The sequence below is a fragment of the Rhodoferax sp. genome, assembly GCF_039922535.1.
GTDB lineage: Bacteria > Pseudomonadota > Gammaproteobacteria > Burkholderiales > Burkholderiaceae_C > Rhodoferax_B.
In genome coordinates, this window is sequence record NZ_JBDTEM010000019.1 from 1 (window position 1) to 22,592 (window position 22,592).

At 60.2% G+C, this 22,592-nt stretch carries 21 protein-coding genes and 1 pseudogene; 20 read left to right on the forward strand and 2 right to left on the reverse strand.

Annotated features, from left to right (window positions below; translation table 11 throughout):
• The 8 genes and pseudogenes from ABI213_RS00565 to accD all read left to right on the forward strand — a co-directional run.
• Window positions 1-146: pseudogene (locus ABI213_RS00565) on the forward strand (3-isopropylmalate dehydrogenase); the annotation flags it as partial.
• Between the two features lie 72 nt (window positions 147-218).
• Complete coding sequence (gene asd / locus ABI213_RS00570) at window positions 219-1,355, forward strand: aspartate-semialdehyde dehydrogenase (protein ID WP_348009017.1); 1,137 nt, start codon at window positions 219-221, stop codon at window positions 1,353-1,355.
• Window positions 1,356-1,515: 160 nt separating this feature from the next.
• Window positions 1,516-4,119, forward strand: a complete 2,604-nt coding sequence (locus ABI213_RS00575; RefSeq protein WP_348009016.1) for a FimV/HubP family polar landmark protein — start codon at window positions 1,516-1,518, stop codon at window positions 4,117-4,119.
• Window positions 4,120-4,177: 58 nt separating this feature from the next.
• On the forward strand, window positions 4,178-4,960 hold the full coding sequence (truA, locus tag ABI213_RS00580; RefSeq protein ID WP_348009015.1) for a tRNA pseudouridine(38-40) synthase TruA: 783 nt from the start codon (window positions 4,178-4,180) through the stop codon (window positions 4,958-4,960).
• A complete protein-coding gene (locus ABI213_RS00585; protein WP_348009014.1) occupies window positions 4,957-5,673 on the forward strand; it encodes a phosphoribosylanthranilate isomerase in 717 nt (238 codons plus the stop codon). Before truA ends, ABI213_RS00585 begins: the two co-directional genes overlap by 4 nt.
• Entirely contained in the window at window positions 5,651-6,931 is a 1,281-nt protein-coding gene (gene trpB / locus ABI213_RS00590; RefSeq protein ID WP_348009013.1) for a tryptophan synthase subunit beta, read from the forward strand. Before ABI213_RS00585 ends, trpB begins: the two co-directional genes overlap by 23 nt.
• Window positions 6,928-7,737 (forward strand): tryptophan synthase subunit alpha, encoded by an 810-nt coding sequence (gene trpA, locus ABI213_RS00595; RefSeq protein WP_348009012.1) that lies wholly within the window; start codon window positions 6,928-6,930, stop codon window positions 7,735-7,737. Before trpB ends, trpA begins: the two co-directional genes overlap by 4 nt.
• 54 nt (window positions 7,738-7,791) lie before the next feature.
• Window positions 7,792-8,664 carry an acetyl-CoA carboxylase, carboxyltransferase subunit beta gene (accD, locus tag ABI213_RS00600; RefSeq protein WP_348009011.1) on the forward strand — a complete coding sequence of 291 codons (873 nt, stop codon included), beginning with the start codon at window positions 7,792-7,794 and terminating at the stop codon, window positions 8,662-8,664.
• A 104-nt stretch (window positions 8,665-8,768) separates the two neighbouring features.
• On the opposite strand, the gene ABI213_RS00605 is transcribed toward accD, so the two are convergent.
• The gene (locus ABI213_RS00605) at window positions 8,769-9,323 is read right to left on the reverse strand and encodes a YggT family protein (protein WP_348009010.1); all 555 of its coding nucleotides are present in this window, start codon (window positions 9,321-9,323) and stop codon (window positions 8,769-8,771) included.
• Window positions 9,324-9,347: 24 nt separating this feature from the next.
• Here ABI213_RS00605 and ABI213_RS00610 point away from each other — a divergent pair, with 24 nt between their 5' ends.
• The 12 genes from ABI213_RS00610 (at window position 9,348) to ABI213_RS00665 (ending at window position 21,367) form a co-directional block, all read left to right on the forward strand.
• Window positions 9,348-10,031 (forward strand): LON peptidase substrate-binding domain-containing protein, encoded by a 684-nt coding sequence (locus ABI213_RS00610; RefSeq protein ID WP_348009009.1) that lies wholly within the window; start codon window positions 9,348-9,350, stop codon window positions 10,029-10,031.
• Complete coding sequence (locus tag ABI213_RS00615; RefSeq protein ID WP_348009008.1) at window positions 10,031-11,998, forward strand: nucleoside-diphosphate sugar epimerase/dehydratase; 1,968 nt, start codon at window positions 10,031-10,033, stop codon at window positions 11,996-11,998. The genes ABI213_RS00610 and ABI213_RS00615 overlap by 1 nt, the downstream gene beginning before the upstream one ends.
• Window positions 11,992-13,455 (forward strand): oligosaccharide flippase family protein, encoded by a 1,464-nt coding sequence (locus ABI213_RS00620; protein WP_348009007.1) that lies wholly within the window; start codon window positions 11,992-11,994, stop codon window positions 13,453-13,455. Before ABI213_RS00615 ends, ABI213_RS00620 begins: the two co-directional genes overlap by 7 nt.
• A complete protein-coding gene (locus ABI213_RS00625; protein ID WP_348009006.1) occupies window positions 13,452-14,555 on the forward strand; it encodes a class I SAM-dependent methyltransferase in 1,104 nt (367 codons plus the stop codon). Before ABI213_RS00620 ends, ABI213_RS00625 begins: the two co-directional genes overlap by 4 nt.
• Window positions 14,556-14,564: 9 nt before the next feature.
• Complete coding sequence (locus tag ABI213_RS00630; protein ID WP_348009005.1) at window positions 14,565-15,452, forward strand: glycosyltransferase family 2 protein; 888 nt, start codon at window positions 14,565-14,567, stop codon at window positions 15,450-15,452.
• Window positions 15,449-16,180: a glycosyltransferase family 2 protein gene (locus ABI213_RS00635; RefSeq protein ID WP_348009004.1), complete on the forward strand. Its 732-nt coding sequence runs from the start codon at window positions 15,449-15,451 to the stop codon at window positions 16,178-16,180. The genes ABI213_RS00630 and ABI213_RS00635 overlap by 4 nt, the downstream gene beginning before the upstream one ends.
• Window positions 16,177-16,926 (forward strand): glycosyltransferase family 2 protein, encoded by a 750-nt coding sequence (locus ABI213_RS00640; RefSeq protein ID WP_348009003.1) that lies wholly within the window; start codon window positions 16,177-16,179, stop codon window positions 16,924-16,926. The genes ABI213_RS00635 and ABI213_RS00640 overlap by 4 nt, the downstream gene beginning before the upstream one ends.
• On the forward strand, window positions 16,923-17,876 hold the full coding sequence (locus ABI213_RS00645) for an SDR family oxidoreductase (RefSeq protein WP_348009002.1): 954 nt from the start codon (window positions 16,923-16,925) through the stop codon (window positions 17,874-17,876). Before ABI213_RS00640 ends, ABI213_RS00645 begins: the two co-directional genes overlap by 4 nt.
• Window positions 17,873-18,433, forward strand: coding sequence for a sugar transferase (locus ABI213_RS00650; RefSeq protein ID WP_348009001.1), 561 nt, complete (start codon window positions 17,873-17,875; stop codon window positions 18,431-18,433). The genes ABI213_RS00645 and ABI213_RS00650 overlap by 4 nt, the downstream gene beginning before the upstream one ends.
• A 60-nt stretch (window positions 18,434-18,493) precedes the next feature.
• Window positions 18,494-20,041, forward strand: coding sequence for a lysine--tRNA ligase (lysS, locus tag ABI213_RS00655; RefSeq protein WP_348009000.1), 1,548 nt, complete (start codon window positions 18,494-18,496; stop codon window positions 20,039-20,041).
• A 132-nt stretch (window positions 20,042-20,173) separates the two neighbouring features.
• The gene (locus ABI213_RS00660; protein WP_348008999.1) at window positions 20,174-20,566 is read left to right on the forward strand and encodes a lysozyme inhibitor LprI family protein; all 393 of its coding nucleotides are present in this window, start codon (window positions 20,174-20,176) and stop codon (window positions 20,564-20,566) included.
• Between the two features lie 30 nt (window positions 20,567-20,596).
• Window positions 20,597-21,367, forward strand: coding sequence for an N-acetylmuramoyl-L-alanine amidase (locus ABI213_RS00665; RefSeq protein ID WP_348008998.1), 771 nt, complete (start codon window positions 20,597-20,599; stop codon window positions 21,365-21,367).
• Between the two features lie 76 nt (window positions 21,368-21,443).
• Here the strand turns inward: ABI213_RS00665 and nagZ are convergent, their stop codons facing one another.
• On the reverse strand, window positions 21,444-22,502 hold the full coding sequence (gene nagZ / locus ABI213_RS00670; RefSeq protein ID WP_348008997.1) for a beta-N-acetylhexosaminidase: 1,059 nt from the start codon (window positions 22,500-22,502) through the stop codon (window positions 21,444-21,446).
• Between the last annotated feature and the right edge of the window lie 90 nt (window positions 22,503-22,592).

Genomic DNA, 22,592 nt, shown 5'->3' on the forward strand with positions numbered 1-22,592 from the left:
CCGACCGTATCGAGTCTGCGGTGCAATCCGTGCTGGCCCAAGGTTTGCGCACCGTAGACATTTATTCCGCAGGCACAGAGAAGGTGGGTACGCGGGAAATGGGCGACGCTGTCGTCGCTGCGATTACCAAGACAACCAAAGGCTGATCCAGCCCGGTTCGTCACGCCCTCCCCGGCTCGACGAGCCGGGGTTAAAAACTTTTTTACAAGGGCGATGACATGAAAGTAGGTAACTTAGTAGGTTTGGTAGGCTGGCGCGGCATGGTCGGCTCGGTGCTGATGGACCGTATGCAGGCCGAGGGCGACTTCGCGCTGATCGAGCCGATGTTCTTCTCCACCTCCAACGCCGGTGGCCCCGCCCCCGCGCAAGCCAAAAACGAAACCACGCTGCAAGACGCGTACAACATCGACGCGCTCAAGCGCTGCGACATCATCCTGACCGCCCAGGGCGGCGACTACACCAGCGAAGTTTTCCCCAAGTTGCGCGCTGCGGGCTGGAATGGCCACTGGATTGATGCCGCCAGCACCCTGCGCATGGAAGACAACGCCGTCATCGTGCTCGACCCGGTGAATCTGCCGGTCATCCAAAATGCCCTGTCCAAAGGCGGCAAAAACTGGATCGGCGGCAACTGCACCGTCAGCTGCATGCTGATGGGTGTGGGCGCGCTGTACAAGGCGGGCCTGGTCGAATGGATGACCAGCATGACCTACCAGGCGGCATCGGGTGGTGGTGCCCAGCACATGCGCGAACTGCTGACGCAATTCGGCACGCTGAACGCCGAAGTCCGCACCCTGCTGGACGACCCCAAATCCGCCATCCTGGAAATCGACCGCAAGGTGCTGGCCAAGCAGCAAAACCTGAGTGCGGCCGAGATCGCCAACTTTGGCGCACCGCTGGGCGGCTCGCTGATCCCCTGGATCGACAAAGACCTGGGCGACGGCTCCAGCAAGGAAGAATGGAAAGCCGGTGCCGAAACCAACAAGATCCTCGGCCAGGGCCCCAGCTTCGGCACGGCCATCACCCCTGTGGACGGTTTCTGCGTGCGCGTGGGTGCCATGCGCTGCCACAGCCAAGCGCTGACTTTCAAGCTCAAAAAGAACGTGCCCGTGGCCGACATCGAAGCCCTGATCGCCCAGGACAACGAGTGGGTCCGCGTGGTCCCCAACACCCGTGAAGCCACGGTGAAAGACCTGACCCCTGTGACGGTCACCGGCACCATGGGCATCCCGGTGGGCCGTATCCGCAAGCTGGCCATGGGGCCAGAATACCTGGGCGCATTCACGATTGGCGACCAGTTGCTGTGGGGTGCCGCCGAGCCTTTGCGTCGCATGCTACGAATCTTGCTAGCGGCATAACACAGCTCCCGATAGTTAACCGACATTTGTTAGTATGTAACCTAATGCAACACCGGTGGGAACCGGTGTTGCCACCGTCAACACCTTACATCAGCTTGTCAGCCTAAGACATTGATGCTATGGTGTTTTTTTCTATTTCAGTGTCGCAGTGCATGCCCGAATGATGAACAAAAATTGCCCGGTTGATAGCGCCAGAAACCCTGTTTCTGCCCCCCGCTGGAAGACATCGACCGTCGCGGCGGCGGTGGTGGCGACGCTGGTAGGGCTGGCCAGTGGCAATGCCGTGGCACTTTCGTTGGGCCGCATGACGGTGCTGTCCGGTTTGGGCGAACCCCTGCGCGCGGACATTGAGCTCCCCGACATCACCACCGACGAAGCCAGCAGCCTCAAGCCCGAAGTGGCCCCGGCGGAGGCTTTTCGCGCGGCTGGGCTGGAATACAACGCGGCATTGGCCGACTTGCGCATCGTGCTGCAGCGCCGCGCCGACGGCAAATCCTTTCTGCACCTGACCAGCAGCCGTACCGTCACCGACCCGTTTATCGACCTGATTCTGCAGGTCAACTGGGCCTCGGGTCGGATCGTCCGCGACTACACCATCCTGCTGGACCCACCCACAAGCCGCCAGGCCCCGGCTGCCGCGGCCACCGCGCCGCAAATTGCCGCACCCGCACCCGTGGCACCGGCAGCCGCCCCACCGGCCCCCGCCGTGGTGCCGGCCGCCACACCCGCTGCAGCAGCCCCGGCACGCACCGCCCCCGCCAAGCCCAGCGCCCCCAGCGTAGCCGCCAAACCTGCTGCCAACGATGCCAAACAGGTCACCGTCAAAGCGGGTGACACGGCCAGCAAAATTGCCAGCGCGGGCAAGCCCGCCAACGTGTCGCTGGACCAGATGCTGGTCGCCATGCTGCGCGCCAACCCGAATGCCTTCATCAACGGCAATGTGAACCGGGTCAAAGCTGGTTCCGTGCTGAACCTGCCCGATGCCAGCCTGGCCAGCAGCACCGCGCCTGTGGAAGCGACCCAGATCATCACCGCGCAAAGCCGCGACTTCAACGCCTTCCGCAGCAAGCTGGCCGGTGGCGCGCCCGCGGTGCGGATGGCCGAGGCGGACCGCAAAGCCAGCGGTAAGGTGCAAGCCCAGGTCGATGAGAAAAAGCCATCTACCGCCACACCCGACAAGCTGACCCTTTCCAAAGGCGCGCTGAAGAGCAAAACCGACGAAGACAAAATTGCCCGCGACAAAGCCGACAAAGAAGCCGCAGCCCGTGTCGCCGAACTCGCCAAAAACATCACCGAACTGAACAAGCTGGGTGCCTCCACCGTCGTGCCGCCCGCGCCTGTAGCCAGCGTGGCCAAAGCACCGGCGGTGGAACTGCCCGCCATTCCCGTGGCCGTGCCCGCACCGCCCGTGGCATCTGCGGCCACAACACCCACCGCCCCTGTATCTGAAACCATGGCGGCGGCTTCGGTAGCCCCTACAGCTTCCTCGCCCGCCTCGGAACCCTCTGCGCCGGTTGCAGCGCCTGCCTCGGCCCCGGCATCCGCGGCCAGTGCAGTACCGCCCGCACCCGCTGTAGAAGAGTCTGGCAGCTGGATGGACACCCTGCGCGACAACCCCCTGGTGCTGGCAGGTGCCGCCTTGATCGCCTTGCTGGGCGGCTACGGCGTGTACAGCGCCCGGCGGCGCAAGCAGCTAGCCAGTGCCGACAGCTCGTTCCTGGAAAGCCGACTGCAGGCCGACTCGTTCTTTGGTGCCAGCGGTGGCCAGCGCGTAGACACCCATGCCGAAGATGCGCCCGCGTCCAGCATGTCGTACTCACCCAGCCAGTTGGATGCCACCAGTGATGTCGATCCGGTGGCCGAAGCCGATGTGTACCTGGCCTATGGCCGGGACTTGCAGGCCGAAGAAATCCTCAAGGAAGCCTTGCGCGCCACGCCCGAGCGCATCGCCATCCACAGCAAGCTGCTGGAGATTTACGCCAAGCGCCGCGATGCCGCCAATTTTGCAGGCCTGGCCGCGGTAGCCCATGCACTCACCAACGGCCAAGGCCCAGAATGGGATCGCATTGCTGCCATGGGCCACGGCCTGGAGCCCACCAACAGCCTGTACCAGTCGGCTGAGCAAAATGACGTAGTCACCGCCACCGATAATCCTGATTGGATGAATAGTGTGCGTGGCGAGCACCCTGGCGAAGCGCCCGTGTCTGGTTTTACGCCGCAGCCAGCGATGGATCCGCCCGCCGGGCTGGAAGGCCTGGACCTCGATCTGGACCTGGACTTTTTGGACAGCGACCTGCACGCCATGACCGAGGCACCCGTTGCACCACCGGTGTCAGACCCCTTGGCCTCGTCGCTCACCGTACCGGCTGCGCTGGACCTGCCCAACGTAGCCGAAGATGCACCTTTTGACGGCCTGGACTTTGACCTGGACCTGAGCACGGCATCCAGCCCGCTATCGGTGCCCGCGGCAGCTGCTGAGCATCCGCCTGAGCCGGAGCCCATTGCGTTCGATCTGAGCGCCTTGTCGCTGGATCTGGAAGATCCTCTGCCCGCCTCTGTCACTGAATTGCCCCCCGAAGCGGACGAAGCAGATGCCGATCCCATCGACGAAACCGATCCCTTGGCCACCAAACTGTCGCTGGCCGAAGAATTCAGCTCCATCGGTGACGAAGACGGTGCGCGCGCCCTGGCCGAAGAAGTGCTGGAAGAAGCCACCGGCGCCCTGCGCACCAAGGCGCAGAAGTTCCTGGACAGCCTGTCCTGATGCCTCTGAAAGCCGGGGAGCTGCGCCAAGCCTGCGCCGCCAGCGCCGTGTTTGTGCCATGCGCATAGCTCTGGGCGTTAGCTACAACGGCGGGGCTTACGAGGGGTGGCAAAGCCAGCTGTCTGGCAAAACCGTGCAGGACAAGCTAGAGGCCGCATTGGCCTCTTTTAGCCAGCAAAAAGTATCTACCCTGTGTGCGGGCCGTACCGATGCGGGCGTGCACGGCCTGATGCAGGTGGTGCACTTCGACACACCTTTGCAGCGCCCCATCGCCTCCTGGGTACGCGGTGTGAATGCCTTTTTGCCCCGCGATATCGCCGTGCAGTGGGCCCAGGAAGTGCCCGACAGCTTCCATTGCCGCGCCAGTGCCGTGGCCCGGCGCTATGTCTACTCTCTGCTCGAATCCCCGGTGCGCCCCAGCGTGGAAGCGGGCCGGGTGGGCTGGGTGTACCGCCCGCTGAACTTGGTGGCCATGCAGCAGGCCGCCACGTATTTGCAAGGCGAACACGATTTTTCATCCTTCCGTGCCGCCGCCTGCCAGGCGCTATCGCCGGTCAAAACCTTGACTCGGCTGGAAATTTCGCGGCACGGCGCGTACTGGCGCTTTGAGTTTGAGGCCAACGCGTTTTTGCACCACATGATCCGCAACCTGATGGGCAGCCTGGTGGTGGTGGGCCAGGGCTTCCAGCCGCCCGAATGGATACTGCAGGTGCTGGCCGCCCGCGACCGCAAAGCCGCCTCTCCTACGTTTTCGCCCGACGGCTTGTACTTCATGGGGCCGGTGTATCCCGCGCACTGGGGTTTGCCCGAGCGTACTGCGGCCTATGATTGGTTGCCATGACTTCTAAGCTTTTTCACCATCGCACCCGTATCAAAATTTGCGGCCTGACCCGCGAGCAAGACGTGGACGCAGCGGTCGCCGCCGGGGCCGATGCCATTGGCTTTGTGCTGTACCCGCACAGCGCGCGCTATGTGACCCCGCAACGCGCCGCCGAACTGGCCAAGCGCTTGCCGCCGTTTGTCACCCCCGTATTGTTGTTCGTCAACGAGCCCGCTACCAATGTAATAGCTGCCTGCGCAGGTATAGCAAGCGCTACGGTGCAATTTCATGGTGAAGAGTCGCCCGCAGACTGCTGGGCAGCCAGTGCCAACGGTACGCGGCCCTTTTTGCGGGCGGCCCGAATTCCCCTGGATGACAGCCAGCCGTTTGACTTGCTAAAATTTGCATCCGATTACGCAACAGCCCAAGCCATCCTGCTCGACGCACACGTCGAAGGTTTTGGTGGCGGCGGAAAAACATTCAATTGGTCACGTCTTCCTCCAAGCGTCAACTCTCACCTCGTCTTAAGTGGTGGACTCACGCCTGCAAACGTGACCGATGGCATTTTGCAGGTTCGGCCACGCGCTCTGTCGCTGTCCGTTGATGTGAGCTCCGGTGTCGAGATCTCTAAAGGGATCAAGGACACCGCAAAAATCCACCAGTTTGTCGCCGCAGTGCGCGCGGCAGACGACCAACTTGCAAAAAATTACCATGACCACCTACCAACAACCTGATGTGTCAGGCCATTTCGGCATTTACGGCGGCAGTTTTGTCTCCGAGACGCTGACCCACGCCATCGAAGAGCTGAAAGACGCTTACGCCCAGTACCAATTTGATCCGGCCTTTCTGGCCGAGTTTGAGTCGGAACTGGCCCATTTTGTCGGCCGCCCGTCGCCGGTCTACCACGCGGCCCGCACCAGCCGCGAGATGGGTGGCGCGCAGATCTTCCTGAAGCGCGAAGACCTGAACCACACCGGCGCGCACAAGATCAACAACACCATCGGCCAAGCCATGTTGGCCAAGCGCATGGGCAAGCCGCGCATCATCGCGGAAACCGGTGCGGGCCAACACGGCGTGGCCACGGCCACTATCTGCGCCCGCTACGGCCTGGAATGCGTGGTCTACATGGGCAGCGAGGACGTGAAGCGCCAAAGCCCCAACGTCTACCGCATGAAGCTGCTGGGTGCCACGGTGGTGCCAGTGGAGTCGGGCAGCAAAACCCTGAAAGACGCGCTGAACGAAGCCATGCGCGACTGGGTTGCCAATGTGGACAACACTTTCTACATCATCGGCACAGTGGCGGGCCCGCATCCCTACCCGATGATGGTGCGCGACTTTCAGAGCGTGATCGGCAACGAATGCCTGGTGCAAATGCCCGAAATGCTAGCGGCTGCGGGCTGCACCAGCCCCCAACCCGATGCCGTAGTGGCCTGCGTGGGCGGTGGCAGCAATGCCATGGGCATTTTCTACCCCTACATCGACCATGCGGCCACCCGGCTGATTGGCGTGGAAGCCAACGGCGAAGGCCTGGAATCGGGCAAGCACTCGGCATCGCTGCAAAAAGGCAGCCCCGGCGTGCTGCACGGCAACCGCACGTATTTGCTGCAAGACGCCAACGGCCAGGTCACCGAAACCCACAGCATCAGCGCAGGGCTGGATTACCCCGGTGTCGGCCCGGAGCATGCGTTTTTGAAGGACATTGGCCGCGCCGAATACGTGGGCGTGACCGACACCGAGGCGCTCGAAGCCTTCCATTACCTGTGTCGCACCGAGGGCATCATTCCCGCGCTGGAATCCAGCCATGCCTTTGCTTACGCCATGAAGATGGCCAAAACCATGCGGCCCGACCAGTCGATTCTGGTGAATCTGTCGGGCCGGGGTGACAAAGACATCGGCACGGTGGCCGATTTGTCCGGCAGCGACTTCTACGACCGGCCGTCCATGCGCGGCCTGACCGTCAAGGGCGCAACTGCCAGCAAGGAGGCCGTATGAGCCGCATCACCACCACCTTCGCGCAACTTAAAAAGGACGGTCGCAAGGCTTTGATCCCCTACGTTACCGCAGGCTACCCCTACGCCGACATCACGCCTGCGCTGATGCACGGCATGGTGGCCGCCGGGGCCGACGTGATCGAACTGGGCATTCCGTTCAGCGACCCGATGGCCGACGGCCCGGTGATCCAGAAGGCGGGCGACAAGGCCCTGGCTTTTGGCATCGGCATGGCCGACGTGCTGGACATGGTGCGCCAGTTCCGCCAGCAAGACGCGCACACCCCCGTGGTGCTGATGGGCTACGCCAACCCGGTGGAGCGCTACGACCAGACGCACGGTGCCGATTCCTTCATCCAGCACGCCGCTAAAGCCGGTGTAGACGGTGTGCTGGTGGTGGACTACCCACCCGAAGAGTGCGTGGACTTTGCCGCCAAGCTTAAGGCCCATTCCATGGACTTGATCTTCCTGCTGGCCCCCACCTCCACCGAAAAACGCATGCAGCAGGTGGCCCAGGTCGCCAGCGGCTATGTGTACTACGTATCGCTCAAGGGCGTGACGGGTGCGGGCACGCTGGACACCGGCGCAGTCGGCGCCATGCTGCCGCGCATCCGCCAGCACGTGCACATCCCCGTGGGTGTGGGCTTTGGCATCCGCGATGCTGAAACCGCCCGCGCCATTGGCCAGGTGGCCGACGCGGTGGTGATCGGCAGCAAGATCATCCAGCTCATCGAAAACCAGCCGCATGACCAGGTCGTGGCCACCGCCGCCGACTTCCTGCGCGGCATCCGCACAGCGCTGGACGCATAATCCATCCCCCGCGCGCCCCGACCCTGGGCGCGCCACCTGACCAGAGGAAATCACATGTCTTGGCTTGAAAAACTGCTTCCCACCAAAATTCAGCACACCGACCCAGCGGACCGCCGCAGCGTGCCCGAGGGGCTGTGGATCAAATGCCCAAGCTGCGAAACCGTGCTGTACAAAACCGATTTGGAGCAAAACCAGAACGTCTGCCCCACCTGCGGCCACCACCACCGTATCAATGCCCGCGCGCGCTTGAACGTGTTTCTGGATGCCGAAGGCCGCTACGAGCTGGGTCAAGAGGTGGTGCCGGTCGATCCGCTGAAGTTCAAGGACAGCCGCAAGTACCCCGAGCGCATCAAGGAAGCCATGGAGAACACCGGCGAAACCGATGCGCTGGTGGTGATGGGCGGTTCGGTCCACGGCATCAACGTGGTGGTGGCCTGTTTTGAGTTTGAATTTATGGGCGGCAGCATGGGCAGCGTGGTGGGCGAGCGCTTTGTGCGCGCCGTGCACGCCGCCATCGAGCAAAAAGTGCCGTTCATCTGCTTCACCGCTACCGGCGGCGCGCGCATGCAGGAAGGCCTGCTGAGCCTGATGCAAATGGCCAAAACTAATGCGTCTTTAACCCGCCTGGCCAAAAAAGGCCTGCCCTACATCAGCGTGCTGACCGACCCCACCATGGGCGGCGTGAGCGCAGGCTTTGCGTTTGTAGGTGATGTGGTGATTGCCGAACCCAAGGCGCTGATTGGCTTTGCCGGCCCCCGCGTGATCGAGTCCACCGTGCGCGTGACCTTGCCCGAAGGCTTCCAGCGGGCTGAGTTCCTGCAGCAAAAGGGTGCCATCGACCTGATCTGCAACCGCAAGGAACTGCGTAAAACCATCGCCCACACGCTGGCCATGCTGCTCAAGCAGCCAGTGGATGCGGTAGTTTAGGTTTTTAGGCCTCTTTTTAAGAGGTTAAATTGGCCATCAGCGCATATATTGCCTGCGCTGACAGCTATCAAAAATATAGTTAAAAAATGTAGCAGTGTGTAGAGCTACACCATCGCCAGGACCGCAGGCAGCGCGTAATTCATCACGATGGATGCCACCTGCAACAGCACCAACAGCACCAGCGCCGACAGGTCAAAGCCCCCCACCGGCGGCACGATGCGTCGCACCGGCAGCAGCAGGGGCGCACACAGGCGCTCCAGCACGTCAGACAACGGTGAGCGGGCCTGCATCCACGACAACACGCTGTAGACCAGCAGCATGCCGATCAGCCCGGTAATCACCATCGACACCACGCCAAACACCGCCAGCACCGGCACCGCGGCGATCCCCGCCACGCCGCCCGCCCATAACCACAGCAAAAAGAACTGCAGCAGCTTGAGCAAAATCGGGGCGATCACACTGGCCAGGTCCCAGCGCCCGACCGCAGGCACCATGCGTCGCAGCGGCAACACCAGCCAGTCGCTGAGGGCAAACACCAGATTCCCGACCGGATTGCGAAATGAAATGCGCTGGTACTGCATATACAGACGCAGCAAGCAAGCGCTGCCGACCAGACCGGTGGCGACTTCCAACAAAAACGAGATGATTTGGTACAACATGCAAACGCCTATTCGGGTCGTGGGATGATAGCGCCTGTCACCGTCCGCCCAGAGCCCCCCTTGTCCACACCCCGCACCCACGCCAACCTGCCCCTGTTCCCCCTGGAGACCGTGCTGTTCCCCGGTGGGCTGCTACCTCTGCGTATTTTTGAAGTGCGCTACCTCCACATGGTCGAACAATGTCGCAAGGACGGAACCCCCTTTGGCATCGTCTCGCTATTGAAGGGCTCCGAAGTACGCCGCCCTGGAGCAGACAGTGAGACTTTCCACCCAGTCGGTACACTGGCCCACATCACCCATTTCGACGCACCCCAACCGGGTTTGATGGAAATTGACTGCGTGGGGGCCGAGCGCTTTCGCATGACCTCCAGCCACCAACTCGCCAACGGCCAATGGGTGGCGGATGTGGAATTGCTGGAGGACGACGTCGCCACACCCATTCCCAGTGACCTGGCGCACGCATCCCACACACTGGGCCAACTGATCCAGACGCTGCGGGAGCAACACGGCGCAGAAAACCGTTTTCCCCTTCTGCCGCCCCTGCAGCTGGAAGATTGCGGCTGGGTGGCTAACCGCTGGTGTGAAATGCTGCCGCTGTCGGTACCGCTCAAACACAATCTGCTGGCCCTGGACAGCCCGCTGGTGCGCTTGGAACTGGTGGCGGATGTGCTGGCCAAGGCCCACCCGGCCCCACTGCGTCCTGAATGATGGCGGAATTGCTCTCGAACCAGCACGCCATCCTGCAGTGGTCCCGCGCAACAAAGCGTCTGGTGGTGGTCACGCTGGATATCATCTTGGGCCTGTTTGCCATGTGGCTAGCGTTCACCTTGCGGCTGGACAAGCTGCACTGGCCTGCCGGTCCCCAATGGGCGGTGTATGCACTCGGGCCTTTTCTATCGGTGCCGATTTTTGTTCGCTTTGGCCTGTACCGCGCCATTTTTCGCTACACCGGTATGGCTGCCCTCACGGCCACCGCCCAAGCCGTCGGGATCTACACCGTATGGCTGGTTGTCTTGCTGCAATGGATGCAATGGATGCAGTGGGAAGTCATTCCGCGCAGCATTGGCATCTTGCAGCCGCTGATTTTTCTGCTGCTGGTGGGTGCCAGCCGGTCGGTGGCCCGCTTCTGGTTGGCCGGACTGGACGGCGCATCTCGGCGCACCGACGCACGCTTGCTGATTTATGGCGCGGGCAACGCAGGCGTGCAAACCGCCGCCGCGCTAGGCAGCACCCGGACCTACACCCTCCTGGGTTTTGTGGACGATGATGTCGCCAAAGCGGGCCGTAGCATCAACGGTGTGCATGTGTACAGCCCACAGCAGGTTCCTGGCATCGTCAACCGGGAAAATGTCACTGATATTTTGCTGGCCGTGCCCAGCGTGAGCCGGGAGCGCCGCAACGAAATTTTGCAAACCTTGCAAAGCTTGCCAGTGCACGTGCGCACCTTGCCTAGCATGTCGGACCTGGCCAGCGGCCGCGTCACAGTGCAAGACATACGCGAACTCGACATCGAAGACCTGCTAGGCCGCGAGCCCATTCCGCCCCACCCCGAGCTGCTGGCCCGTAACCTCACCGCAAAAACGGTGCTGGTGACCGGTGCCGGTGGCAGCATCGGCAGCGAGCTGTGCAGGCAGATTGTGGTGGAACACCCACTGCGCCTGGTACTGGTAGACCACAACGAGTTCGGCCTGTACACCATCCACGCAGAACTGCAAACCCTGTGCGCCCAACACGACCTGGATGTAGAACTGGTGCCGCTGCTGGGCAGCGTGCGCAACTATGCCCGGATGCTCGACATCTGCACCATGTACCAACCCGCCACGGTCTACCACGCCGCCGCGTACAAGCATGTGCCGCTGGTCGAAAGCAATCCAGCCGAAGGTATCTTGAACAACGTGTTCGGCACGCTGAACATGGCGCGTGCAGCCGTCACCACGTCGGTGGCGCATTTCGTGCTGGTTTCCACTGACAAAGCCGTGCGCCCCACCAATGTGATGGGTGCCACCAAACGTGTCGCAGAGCTGATCCTGCAAGCCCTAGCCGCCAGCCCGGAGGTGCAATGGGATGAGGCCACCAGCTGCCCCAACAACACGCTTTTCGCCATGGTGCGGTTTGGCAATGTGCTCGGCTCCAGCGGCAGCGTCGTGCCCTTGTTTCGCAAGCAATTGGCCCACGGCGGGCCGCTGACCGTTACCCACGCCGAAGTCACCCGCTATTTCATGACCATCCCTGAGGCAGCGCAACTGGTGCTGCAGGCCGGTGCGATGGCGCATGGGGGGGACGTGTTTGTGTTGGAGATGGGCAAGCCCGTAAAAATTCTGGACTTGGCGCACCGGATGCTGGCACTATCAGGCTTAAAAGTACGCTGCGCTGAACATCCAGATGGAGATATTGAGATTGAAATTACGGGGTTGCGACCGGGGGAAAAACTGTATGAAGAGCTGTTGATTGCAGACAATCCAGAGGCGACGGAGCACCCACGCATCATGAAAGCACGCGAGGAGTTTCTGGTTTGGGCCCAGCTATCAACCAGCCTGCAGCATTTGCAAATCGCCTCGCAACACAATCGAATCGATAGGATCAAGACGGTATTGCAAGAATTGGTGCCCGCCTATGGCATAGCCCCCTGTATTCCAACGGCACCGCCCACACCCACTGCGGAACTCCTGTGCTAGGACGGCAGCATTTACAACATATTGCGCTCAACATTAGCGGCATGGTGCTGCCAATGGCAGCCGGGTTATTGGTCATACCCAGCCTAGTGCATCGACTCGGCACCGACCGCTTCGGTGTACTGTCGATTAGTTGGGTGTTGGTTGGGTACTTTGGCTTGTTAGATTTAGGGCTGGCACGCGGTTTAACCCAATTTCTAGCCCAACAGACGGCGACTGGCACTGCGCCAGAAACACGGGCTGCCGTGGCACGGAAAGTGCGTTTCTGGATGCTCTGCATGGGACTGGGATGGAGCACTCTTCTACTGGTGTTAACTCCTTGGCTCACCCAGACCGGTCTAAAGATGCCCCTTGCACTTCATGCAGAGGCCACAGTTGGGTGGATCTTTCTCTCACTGTCAATACCATTCTTCATGTGGTCCAGTAGCAGCATAGGCGTTCTGGAGGCCTACGGTCGCTTCCCCACTGTCAACGCCATTCGCATCCCCATGGGTATCGCCACTTTCTTTGTGCCTTGGGCCATATCGCACTGGACGAGCGATCTCGGTATCGTTTTGGCTGGCCTTTGTGGCGTACGCCTCATAACGGCACTCGCCTCGGCCTATCTGAGTCAAACCCACTTTACCAATCCAGACGAAACATTTGCGGCCTCCCACCTTAAAGAAATACTGACTTTTGGAGGCTGGCTTACGGTCAGCAACTTGGTCGGCCCGGTGCTCGCCTATTTCGACCGATTTGCGATTGGCGCACTCATCTCAGTCACCGCCGTCACCCATTACACCGTGCCATTCGATGTGTTATCTAGGCTTCCCGCCATTCCAGTTGCCATGATGGGAGTGTTCTTCCCACTGCTGGCAAAGACCCATGGCACACAAAACCACGCGAAATTGCCCAGCATGGTGCGCGCAGCCAATCAACTGCTGGTAGGCTTTTGGGTTCCCGGACTGGTGGTATGCGGGCTATTGGGTAAGCTGTTACTAACTTGGTGGGTCGGTGCAGACATTGCCCAAGCCAGTTCCGGCGTATGGGCCTGGATTGCCATGGGCGTTCTGATCAATGGATTTGCCCATCTTCCATACACTTTACTGCATAGCGCGGGCCGAACTGACATAACCGCCAAACTGCACTTGGTTGAGCTGGTGCCTTATTTGATCGCTCTTTGGTGGGGCATCATGCATTACGGTATTAAAGGGGCTGCAGCCGTATGGACATTGCGTGTACTGGTAGATACCTTGTTTCTGTGCTTGGGTGCTGCAGGTCTGTTCCCCGAGCTAAGGTCTGTATGCACCCGGACCTTTGCTTGGGCTGTGGGCACTAGCGCATTCATTTCGGTTGGTTTATATGCCGAGTCGTCGAACATGGCGGCCTGGACAAATCCAACTACAGCTATGTGGCTCGTGTTGGTGGCCTTGCTCTGGTCTAGCTTCCACTTATACCGCTTACTCAAAAAGCAAACATGAATTCGACGACACAAACCGCACGCATGGCCTCGCCTCTCGCTGAAAGCTGGCCGGAACAAGATATGGAAACCTTGGGCCAATGCCCGGTTTGCAACAGCCAGGAAAGAACGCCGTTGCATGGAGCGCTAACAGACCGCTTGTTCAACTGCGCACCAGGCAACTGGCAACTCCACACCTGTACCGCGTGCCAGGTCGCCTACCTGGACCCCCGCCCCACGCAAGCCAGTATCGGGCGTGCCTACAGCACCTACTTCACCCATACAGAAGTGAGCGCTGCTGCTTGCAGCGCCCCAAAAACGCCATCCCGCCAAGAGCGTTTGCGGCAATGGATTCAGAGCGGCTTGAACGACTACCGAAATGCGCGCTGGCAGATGCACCTAACACCCGCAAGCAGCTGGGGGCGCTTGGTGGTGCCACTTGCATGGCCCTTGCGCAACTTGTTGACTGCACACATGCGCCACTTGCCACCACATCCCCCCTATCCTGGGGCCCGCCTCCTCGACGTGGGCTGTGGCAGTGGTGCATTTCTGGAAATGGCACAGGCAGCGGGATGGCAAGTTCAGGGGGTAGATTTTGATCCCCAAGCAGTAGCTTCGGCATGTAGCCGAGGGCTCAACGTGATCTGCGGCGGCCTCGAACAGGTTACGGACCCTGCTGCAGGATTCGATTACCTAACCTGTAGCCATGTGATCGAACACGTACACGACCCGCGTCAATGGTTAGATGGCATGCATTCGCTACTCCGCCCCCATGGAAAGTTGTGGTTACAAACACCGAATATCGCTAGCAAGGGCCATGTCTATTTTGGTGGCAACTGGCGTGGCTTAGAACCCCCGCGCCACCTCATACTGTTTACCCCTGAAAAACTGACCACGCTGTTAGAAGATGTCGGCTTTGCAGTTCGTTTGCTCCCGTTACCCATGTTGATGGCTGTACCGGTGTACGACGCCAGCCGAAACCTCGCTAATGGGCGAGCACATACAGAGGGTGTCGCTTGGCGCAGTCTCTTACATATGCCCTCGCTATGGAATGCGTTCATGCAATCCATCCGAACCAACAAAGCAGAATTCATTACGGTGGAAGCCACCCGCACCAGATAGCCTCTCGCTATGATCGTTTCCATCACTATTTGCTACCGCCCTGATTTGTCGGCCTTGCGCAGACAACTCGACCATTTGCATGGCCAAGTAAACACCATGCTGGTCATCAACAATGGAGAAAGCCCCATTGGCTTAGCAGAGCTCTGCGGTGAACTCAAGGTATCGCTCACATCCCTCGGCAGCAATAAAGGAATTGCGCATGCCCAGAACATAGGCATCCAACAAGCCATCCATCTGGGTGCCCAAATGGTCTTGCTGATGGACCAAGACAGCGAGCCACAACCAGGCATGGTCTGCCACTTGTCAGCTGCGTTACGCGCGTTTCCCCGCGCTGCAGCTGCTGGTCCATGCGTACAAGATATGCGGAACTTAAAGCGAAGCTATTTTCTGACCGACACCCGTGCACATCCCCAGACCTGGATGCCCGCACCTGGCATTGCCCATCAAACGATAGAAGCCGCGTACCTTATTGCCTCTGGCAGCTTGCTACAAGTCAGGGCACTGGCTGGCATCGGACCCATGCGAGACGACTGGTTCATTGACCACATTGACACCGAATGGTGTTTGCGCGCGCGAGCTAAGGGATGGCAAATGATCGGTGTTGCCGACGCCTGCCTAGGTCACCGGCTAGGCGAAAAAATGACCACGGTTTGGTGGTTACGTGAGAGACAAGTTCCCCACCACAGCCCCTTGCGCCATTACTACATGTTTCGCAACACCATACTCCTTGTGCGAGAACCCTATGTAGCATGGCACTGGAAACGCTACCACCTGCTACGCCTGTTAAAGCTCTTTGTATTTTTTTTGGCTCTTGTCCCCCAACGTGCTCCTAGACTCCGAATGATGCTCCGGGGTTTGTGGGATGGAATGCGTAATCGTACGGGGCCCAAAATATGAGTAATCATCCCGCACGACCACCGGTCTCGGTCTGTTTAGCAAGTTACAACGGCGCGCACTACATAGAAGCGCAAATCCATTCGGTATTGGACCAATTAAGCCAGCAGGACGAGCTTATCGTCTCCGACGACAGCTCACAAGACCAGACATTGGCACTCGTGCAGCAGCTAGGTGATCCTCGCATCCGCATTTTGCAAAGCACGATACAAAAAGGCATCATCCAAAACTTTGAGAATGCGCTCAGCCATGCCAAACATGGATATATTTTTTTATGCGACCAAGATGATATTTGGCTGCCCGGCAAAGTAGATGCATGCGTGCGATTGCTACAAACCGCCGTCTTGGTGGTCACTGACTGCACCGTAGTAGATGCCCACTTACAACCATTACACGCTTCTTTTTTTACCCTTAGAGGTTCACGTGCAGGGATTCTTACCAATTTATGGAAAAACAGCTATTTGGGATGCTGCATGGCTTTTCGTAAATCCATTCTCCAGCGCGCACTCCCCCTGCCAGCTAAGCTCCCCATGCATGACATGTGGCTAGGTCTAGTGGCACAAACCTGTGGCCCAGTCATCTTCTTACCGGAACCGCTGTGCCTGTATCGGCGGCATAGTCAGGCCAACAGCGATGCAGCTGGGAAAAGCCGTGCTACCCCATTTCAACAAATCGGCTTTCGAATCCGCCTCCTAGTTGCACTGGTATTACGGCTGTCACTCAAACAATGAAACTTAGCATCATTACTGTCTGCTACAACAGCGCCGCCACTATTGCAGAAAGCCTACTTTCAGTCAGCCAGCAAACAGCCAGCTCCATAGAACATGTGGTGATCGACGGTAACTCCAAAGACGGTACGCAAGCCATCGTTCGCCAGCATGGCAGGCGCGTAGCCACTTTCATATCCGAGCCCGACAACGGCATTTACGATGCCATGAACAAAGGCATCCAGGCGGCGACGGGCGATGTCATAGGTTTTTTAAATGCTGACGATCGTTACGCGCACCCCGAAGTGCTGGCGACGGTCGCCACACGAATGGAACAAGACGACCTCGATGTACTTTTCGGCGACATCGCCTTTTTTAATGCCAACGCTCCTGATCGCTTAGTTCGACGCTACCGTTCGGACCGCTTCAGGCCAAGCTTGATCAGCTGGGGCTGGATGCCCGCCCACCCGGCCATGTTTGTGCGGCGCAGCGTGTTTGAAAATACGGGCCCGTTCCAAATAAATTACCGGATCGCAGGCGATTTTGAATGGGTGGCACGGGCTTTTTATAACAAAACGTTACGCTATCGGTATCTGCCTGAAGTGTTGGTGCACATGCAGACGGGCGGCATCAGCACACGCGGTTGGCGCAGCACCGTGCTGCTCAACCGTGAAGTCATGCGCGCCTGCCGAGACAACGGCATTGCGACCAACTGGTTCAAGATTTTGTCTAAATATCCGTTCAAATTATGGGAGTACGTTCGCCCGTGAAAGTACTGGTTACAGGAGCCACCGGCTTCGTGGGACGTGCGCTGCTGGCGCATTTGCAGACGCTGCCGCAATTCGATGTGCGGGCGGCGATGCGGTCGTCTGCGGTGGACCGACTTCCTCCTGCATCCCAGTACGTACCGGTCGGCGATCTGGATGCCAACACCGATTGGCATGCCGCCTTGGCGGGTGTGGATGCGGTGGTCCATCTGGCGGCACGGGTCCATGTGATGCACGAGCAGGCCCAAGACCCGTTGCAGGCGTTCCGAAAAGTCAACGTCGAGGGCAGCGTGCGCCTGGCACAGATGGCCGTGCAGGCGGGTGTGCAGCGCCTGGTGTTCATCAGCTCCATCAAAGTCAACGGCGAATCCACGCCAGCCCACCAGCCCTTTAGCGAAACCAGCGCTTGCGCACCCCAGGACGGCTACAGCATCAGCAAACTGGAAACCGAGCAAGCCTTGCAGGGCGTAGCCCGCAGCAGTGGCCTGGCACTCACCATTCTGCGGCCACCCCTGGTGTATGGCCTGGGTGTAGGAGCCAACTTCGCGTCACTAGCCCGTGCCGTAGCACGCGGCACACCACTACCGCTGGGCCGTATCGCCAACCAACGCAGTCTGCTTGCCGTCGAAAACTTGGTTGACCTCATCACCACCTGCCTCACCCACCCCGCAGCGGCCCACCAGACCTTGGTGGTCAGCGATGGCGAGGACTTGTCCACCACGGCCCTGGTACAACGTATCGCCCGCGCCATGGACCGGCCCGCCCATTTGCTGCCAGCCCCAGTGTGGATGTTGATGGGCGCAGCCACACTGCTGGGCCAACGCGCTGCAGCACAACGCCTGTGCGGCAACCTGCAAATCGACAGCAGCAAAGCGCGCACGCTGCTGGACTGGAACCCGCCGGTCACGGTGGACGAAGGCCTGCGCCGGGCGCTGGTGGGCTACCGGCTTTGAAGCGGCTGATCGACCTCATACTGGGCCTGCTGGTCCTGCTGGTGCTGGCGCTGCCCATGCTGCTGGTCGCCCTGGCGGTGCGCCTCACATCGCCCGGCCCGGTGCTGTACTGGTCCAACCGTGTTGGCAAAAACAATAGCATTTTCTCTATGCCAAAGTTCCGCTCCATGCAGACGGGAACTCCGGCAGTAGCTACGCATTTGCTAGCAAATCCTGAAAATTATCTCTCCCCCATCGGCAGCTTTCTGCGCAAAAGCAGCCTGGACGAGTTGCCCCAGCTGTGGAGCATTCTGAAGGGCGACATGGGCTTTGTCGGGCCGCGGCCTGCGCTGTTCAACCAGCACGATCTGGTGGCCCTGCGCACCGCCCAGGGTGTGCACACCCTGGTGCCAGGGCTGACGGGCTGGGCGCAGATCCACGGGCGCGACGAATTGCCGATTCCGGCCAAGGTAGCACTCGATGCCTACTACCTGCAGCACCGCTCTTTGGGGCTGGATCTGCGGATTCTGGCGCTGACCTTCTTCAAGGTACTGCGCCGCGATGGAATCACCCACTGACGGCGTTTTAGAATCACGGGTTCGGCGCAAACCGCCCCTCCCCTCATTCCAAACGCCCCCATGTCTGAAAACACCCTCCCCCCCGTTCCGGCCCAAGACGAAAACCAGCTGATTCTGGAGCGCCGCGAAAAGCTCAAAGCCATCCGCCAGCAACAGGCCGAGGGCAAGGGTGTCGCGTTCCCCAACGACTTCAAGCCCACCGACCACGCCGCCAGCCTGTTTGAACGCTTCAACGGCCAGTCCACCGAAGAGCTCGCTGCCCAAAACATCACCGCCAAGGTGGCAGGCCGCATGATGCTCAAGCGCGTCATGGGCAAGGCCAGCTTTTGCACCCTGCAAGACGCATCGTTCGGCGACACCGGTGGCCGCATCCAGATCTACATCAAGGGCGAAGACGTGGGCGCGGAGTTGTACGCCAGCTTCAAACACTGGGACCTGGGCGACATCGTGGCGGCAGAGGGCACGGTGTTCAAAACCCGCACCGGCGAACTCTCGCTGCACGCCACCAGCGTGCGCCTGCTCACCAAGAGCCTGCGCCCCATGCCCGACAAGTTCCACGGCATGGCCGACCAGGAAACCAAGTACCGCCAGCGCTACGTCGATCTGATGACCGATGTAGAGGCCCGCCAGCGCTTCATGGCGCGCAGCAAGGCCGTCAGCGCCCTGCGCGACTTCATGGTGGCCCACGACTTCCTGGAAGTCGAAACCCCCATGCTGCACCCCATTCCCGGCGGTGCCAATGCCAAGCCGTTCAAGACGCACCACAACGCGCTGGACCAGGAAATGTTCCTGCGTATCGCGCCCGAGCTGTACCTGAAGCGCCTGATCGTCGGCGGCTTCGAGCGCGTGTTCGAGATCAACCGCAGCTACCGCAACGAAGGCATCTCGGTGCGCCACAACCCCGAGTTCACCATGATGGAGTTCTACGCGGCCTACTGGAACTACCAGGACCTGATGGACTACACCGAAAAGCTGATCCGCGATGCCGCCCAGCGCGCGTGCGGCACGCTGCAGCTCACCTACGCCGACAAGCCGGTCGATCTGGGCCAGCCCTTCGAGCGCCTGACCATCGTCGAAGCCATCCAGAAGTACACCGAAGCCGGTGACAACGTGTTCGATGCGGTGTGGCTGACCAACGCGGTGAAGAAGCTCGGCCTGACCGAGGCCAAGAACAAGCTGGAAGGCCGCACCCTGGCCAGCCTGCAGGTGCTGTATTTTGAAGAAACCGTGGAAGAAAAGCTCTGGCAGCCCACCTTCATCATGGAACACCCCACCGAAATCTCGCCCCTGGCCCGCGCCAACGACGACCGCCCCGAAGTGACCGAGCGCTTCGAGCTCTACATCACCGGCCGCGAATTCGGCAACGGCTTCAGCGAGCTCAACGATGCCGAAGACCAGGCCGCCCGCTTCCAGGCCCAGGTGGACGCCAAAGACAGCGGCGACGACGAAGCCATGCACTACGACGCTGACTTCGTGCGCGCACTGGAATACGGCATGCCCCCCACCGGCGGCTGCGGCATCGGCATCGACCGCCTGATGATGCTGCTGACCAACAGCGCCAGCATCCGCGACGTGATCCTCTTCCCGGCGCTGCGCCGCGAAAGTTGATTCCTCAAGCCAAATAGGCTGCCAGCGCAGACAGCACCTGCGCTGGCAGCTATTTAAATGATAGTTAAAAGGCAGGTACTGCGCACCGTGTGCGACTCGCCCATAATGCCCACTCCACCCTTCGGAGAATCTATGAAACGTTTGACTTTGGCATCCTTGGCTGCAGGTTTGGTTTTTTCGGCGCAGTTTGCCCACGCAGACAACACCGACAGCTGCGACAAGTTCAAGACCAGCTATGACAAAACCTATTGCGTCGCCAAGTTGTTTTTAGAGTCCGATAAAGAGCTCAATAGCGTGTACACCGAGCTGCGCAAACCGCTCAAAGACGATGTCAAAAAGCAGCTGACGGAAACCCAGCGCGACTGGATTAAATTCCGCGATGCGTCTTGTGAACGCGCTGGCTCTATCGACGTGGACTGCAACTACAAGCTCAACCGCGAGCGCGCCGAATATCTGCGCGACCGGGCCCGCGAATGCAAAACCGGCACCTGCAACGATGCCGCCATCGCGAAGAAATCTTGGTAACCCGCGGCTTGCACGCATAGGCGGTAAGACATGTTGCCCCGCTCTGTAAAGGCACTCAGCGCAGTGGCCCTTTGGGGCCTGTGCGCTTTTTTTGCAGTTACCGCACCGAGCCATGCGGCGGACAAGCCAGGCACCACGGACAAACCGTTCATGGTGGTGCTGGACCCTGGCCACACCCCGAAGCAACCCGGTGCTTTGGGCGTTAGAGGCATCTATGAAGTCCGCTACAACGATGCACTGAGCGCCAAACTGGCCAAGGCCTTAGAAGCCACAGGAGTGCAGGTGCTGCTGACGCGCGCCCCCGCAGAAGACATTAGCCTGGACGGCCGTGCCGAACTGGCCAACCAGCGGCAGGCAGCCTTGTTTTTAGCCTTGCACCACGACTCGGCGCAACTGAAATACCTGGTCAAGACCGAAGTCAACGGCAAACCTGCCTACCAAACCCTGCAGCCCATTGCCGGTTATTCCATCTTTGTGTCGCAACGCAATCCCCAGTTTGCGCAAAGTCAGCAGTTTGCCAAGCTACTGGGGCAGGCCATGCTGGCACTCGGTCGCCCGCCCACACTGCACCACGCCGAAGCCATTGCCGGGGAGAACCGCGAACTGCTGGATGCCCACTTGGGCATTTACAGATTTGACGATTTACTGGTGTTACGAAAAACCACCGTACCCGCCGTGCTGCTGGAGGTGGGCGTGATCGTGGACCCGGTGGATGAAAAATACGTGGCCGACGACGCAAAGCAAGATGCCATCGTGCAGGCGATTGTGGCGGCGGTCACAGAATTCAGAAGTGGATTTTGAAACCCTTATTTTTGGCATCCAATCAGCCTCTGGCGCAGGTACTGCCTGCGCAAACAGCTACTAAATCCATAGTATTTCAGGGCACCAGCCACAACGCCTGCATGTAGGCGGGCTGGGTCATCAGGCTGTCCCACTCGGGCGCGGGGGAGGTAGGCAGCAGGGCTTGGCGGCGCACTTCGCTGGCTTCGTCGGGGTGCCACTGGCCTTTGAGTTGGGCCTGCGTCATGCCGTTCAGCAAGGCATCGACCTCAGCCCCGTCACCCAGGCTCTGGTTACACAGCAGCGCCAAGTCGCAACCAGCTTGCAAGGCGGCGATGGTGGCTTCGGTGTAACCTAGTTGCTGGCCGTCGATCTGGCGGGCTGCGGCCATGCTCAGATCGTCGCTGATGATCGCGCCCTGGAAGTCCAGCTTGCCGCGCAAGATGTCCTGCAGCCACTTGGCAGAAAAACCTGCCGGGCGCTTGTCTACCTTGGGGTACATCACGTGGGCGGGCATCACGCTGCTGAGGCTGCCGCCCAACCAGGGGTACGGGGCCGCATCCTCCGCCAAAATGGCTTTCAGGCTGCGCCGGTCCACCGGAATGGCGGTGTGCGAGTCGGCGGTGACGAAGCCGTGACCGGGGAAATGCTTGCCGCAGTTCGCCATGCCCGCCAGCAACAGGCCGTGCATCAGGCTCTTGGCCAGCAAAGCGACCACCCGCGGGTCGCGGTGGAAGGCGCGGTTGCCGATCACACTGCTGTCGCCATAGTCCAGGTCCAGTACCGGGGTGAAGCTGAAGTCAACCCCGCAGGCGCGCAGCTCAGAGGCCAGCACGTAGCCGCAGGCGGTGGCGATGTTGGTGGCCTGCAAGGCATCCGCCATCCACAGCTCGCCCAGCACGTGCATGGGCGGCAGGTGGGTGAAGCCGTCGGTCTTGAAGCGCTGGACCCGGCCACCCTCGTGGTCCACGCAGATCAGCACGTCGGGGCGAGCCTTTTTAATGGCGCGGCACAGAGCGGTAAGTTGCGCCCGGTCTTGCCAGTTGCGGGCAAACAAAATCAGGCCACCGACCAGCGGGTGTTTCAGGCGCTGGCGGTCGACCTTGGTCAGGCTGGTACCTGCGATATCAATGATCAAAGGTGCGTGTTGGGACATAGCAGTACTTTATAAAAAATAAGGCGCTAGCGCTGGTAGTAACTGCGCTAGCAGCTATAAAAACAATAGTAACGCGATTACAGCTTCTCG

Excerpts from the sequence above, each read along its gene's own strand:
- asd (WP_348009017.1), top strand. The coding sequence starts at position 219 with ATGAAAGTAGGTAACTTAGTAGGTTTGGTAGGCTGGCGCGGCATGGTC.
- ABI213_RS00575 (WP_348009016.1), top strand. The coding sequence starts at position 1,516 with ATGATGAACAAAAATTGCCCGGTTGATAGCGCCAGAAACCCTGTTTCT.
- truA (WP_348009015.1), top strand. The coding sequence starts at position 4,178 with ATGCGCATAGCTCTGGGCGTTAGCTACAACGGCGGGGCTTACGAGGGG.
- ABI213_RS00585 (WP_348009014.1), top strand. The coding sequence starts at position 4,957 with ATGACTTCTAAGCTTTTTCACCATCGCACCCGTATCAAAATTTGCGGC.
- trpB (WP_348009013.1), top strand. The coding sequence starts at position 5,651 with ATGACCACCTACCAACAACCTGATGTGTCAGGCCATTTCGGCATTTAC.
- trpA (WP_348009012.1), top strand. The coding sequence starts at position 6,928 with ATGAGCCGCATCACCACCACCTTCGCGCAACTTAAAAAGGACGGTCGC.
- accD (WP_348009011.1), top strand. The coding sequence starts at position 7,792 with ATGTCTTGGCTTGAAAAACTGCTTCCCACCAAAATTCAGCACACCGAC.
- ABI213_RS00605 (WP_348009010.1), bottom strand. The coding sequence starts at position 9,323 with ATGTTGTACCAAATCATCTCGTTTTTGTTGGAAGTCGCCACCGGTCTG.
- ABI213_RS00610 (WP_348009009.1), top strand. The coding sequence starts at position 9,348 with ATGATAGCGCCTGTCACCGTCCGCCCAGAGCCCCCCTTGTCCACACCC.
- ABI213_RS00615 (WP_348009008.1), top strand. The coding sequence starts at position 10,031 with ATGGCGGAATTGCTCTCGAACCAGCACGCCATCCTGCAGTGGTCCCGC.
- ABI213_RS00625 (WP_348009006.1), top strand. The coding sequence starts at position 13,452 with ATGAATTCGACGACACAAACCGCACGCATGGCCTCGCCTCTCGCTGAA.
- ABI213_RS00630 (WP_348009005.1), top strand. The coding sequence starts at position 14,565 with ATGATCGTTTCCATCACTATTTGCTACCGCCCTGATTTGTCGGCCTTG.
- ABI213_RS00635 (WP_348009004.1), top strand. The coding sequence starts at position 15,449 with ATGAGTAATCATCCCGCACGACCACCGGTCTCGGTCTGTTTAGCAAGT.
- ABI213_RS00640 (WP_348009003.1), top strand. The coding sequence starts at position 16,177 with ATGAAACTTAGCATCATTACTGTCTGCTACAACAGCGCCGCCACTATT.
- lysS (WP_348009000.1), top strand. The coding sequence starts at position 18,494 with ATGTCTGAAAACACCCTCCCCCCCGTTCCGGCCCAAGACGAAAACCAG.
- ABI213_RS00660 (WP_348008999.1), top strand. The coding sequence starts at position 20,174 with ATGAAACGTTTGACTTTGGCATCCTTGGCTGCAGGTTTGGTTTTTTCG.
- ABI213_RS00665 (WP_348008998.1), top strand. The coding sequence starts at position 20,597 with ATGTTGCCCCGCTCTGTAAAGGCACTCAGCGCAGTGGCCCTTTGGGGC.
- nagZ (WP_348008997.1), bottom strand. The coding sequence starts at position 22,502 with ATGTCCCAACACGCACCTTTGATCATTGATATCGCAGGTACCAGCCTG.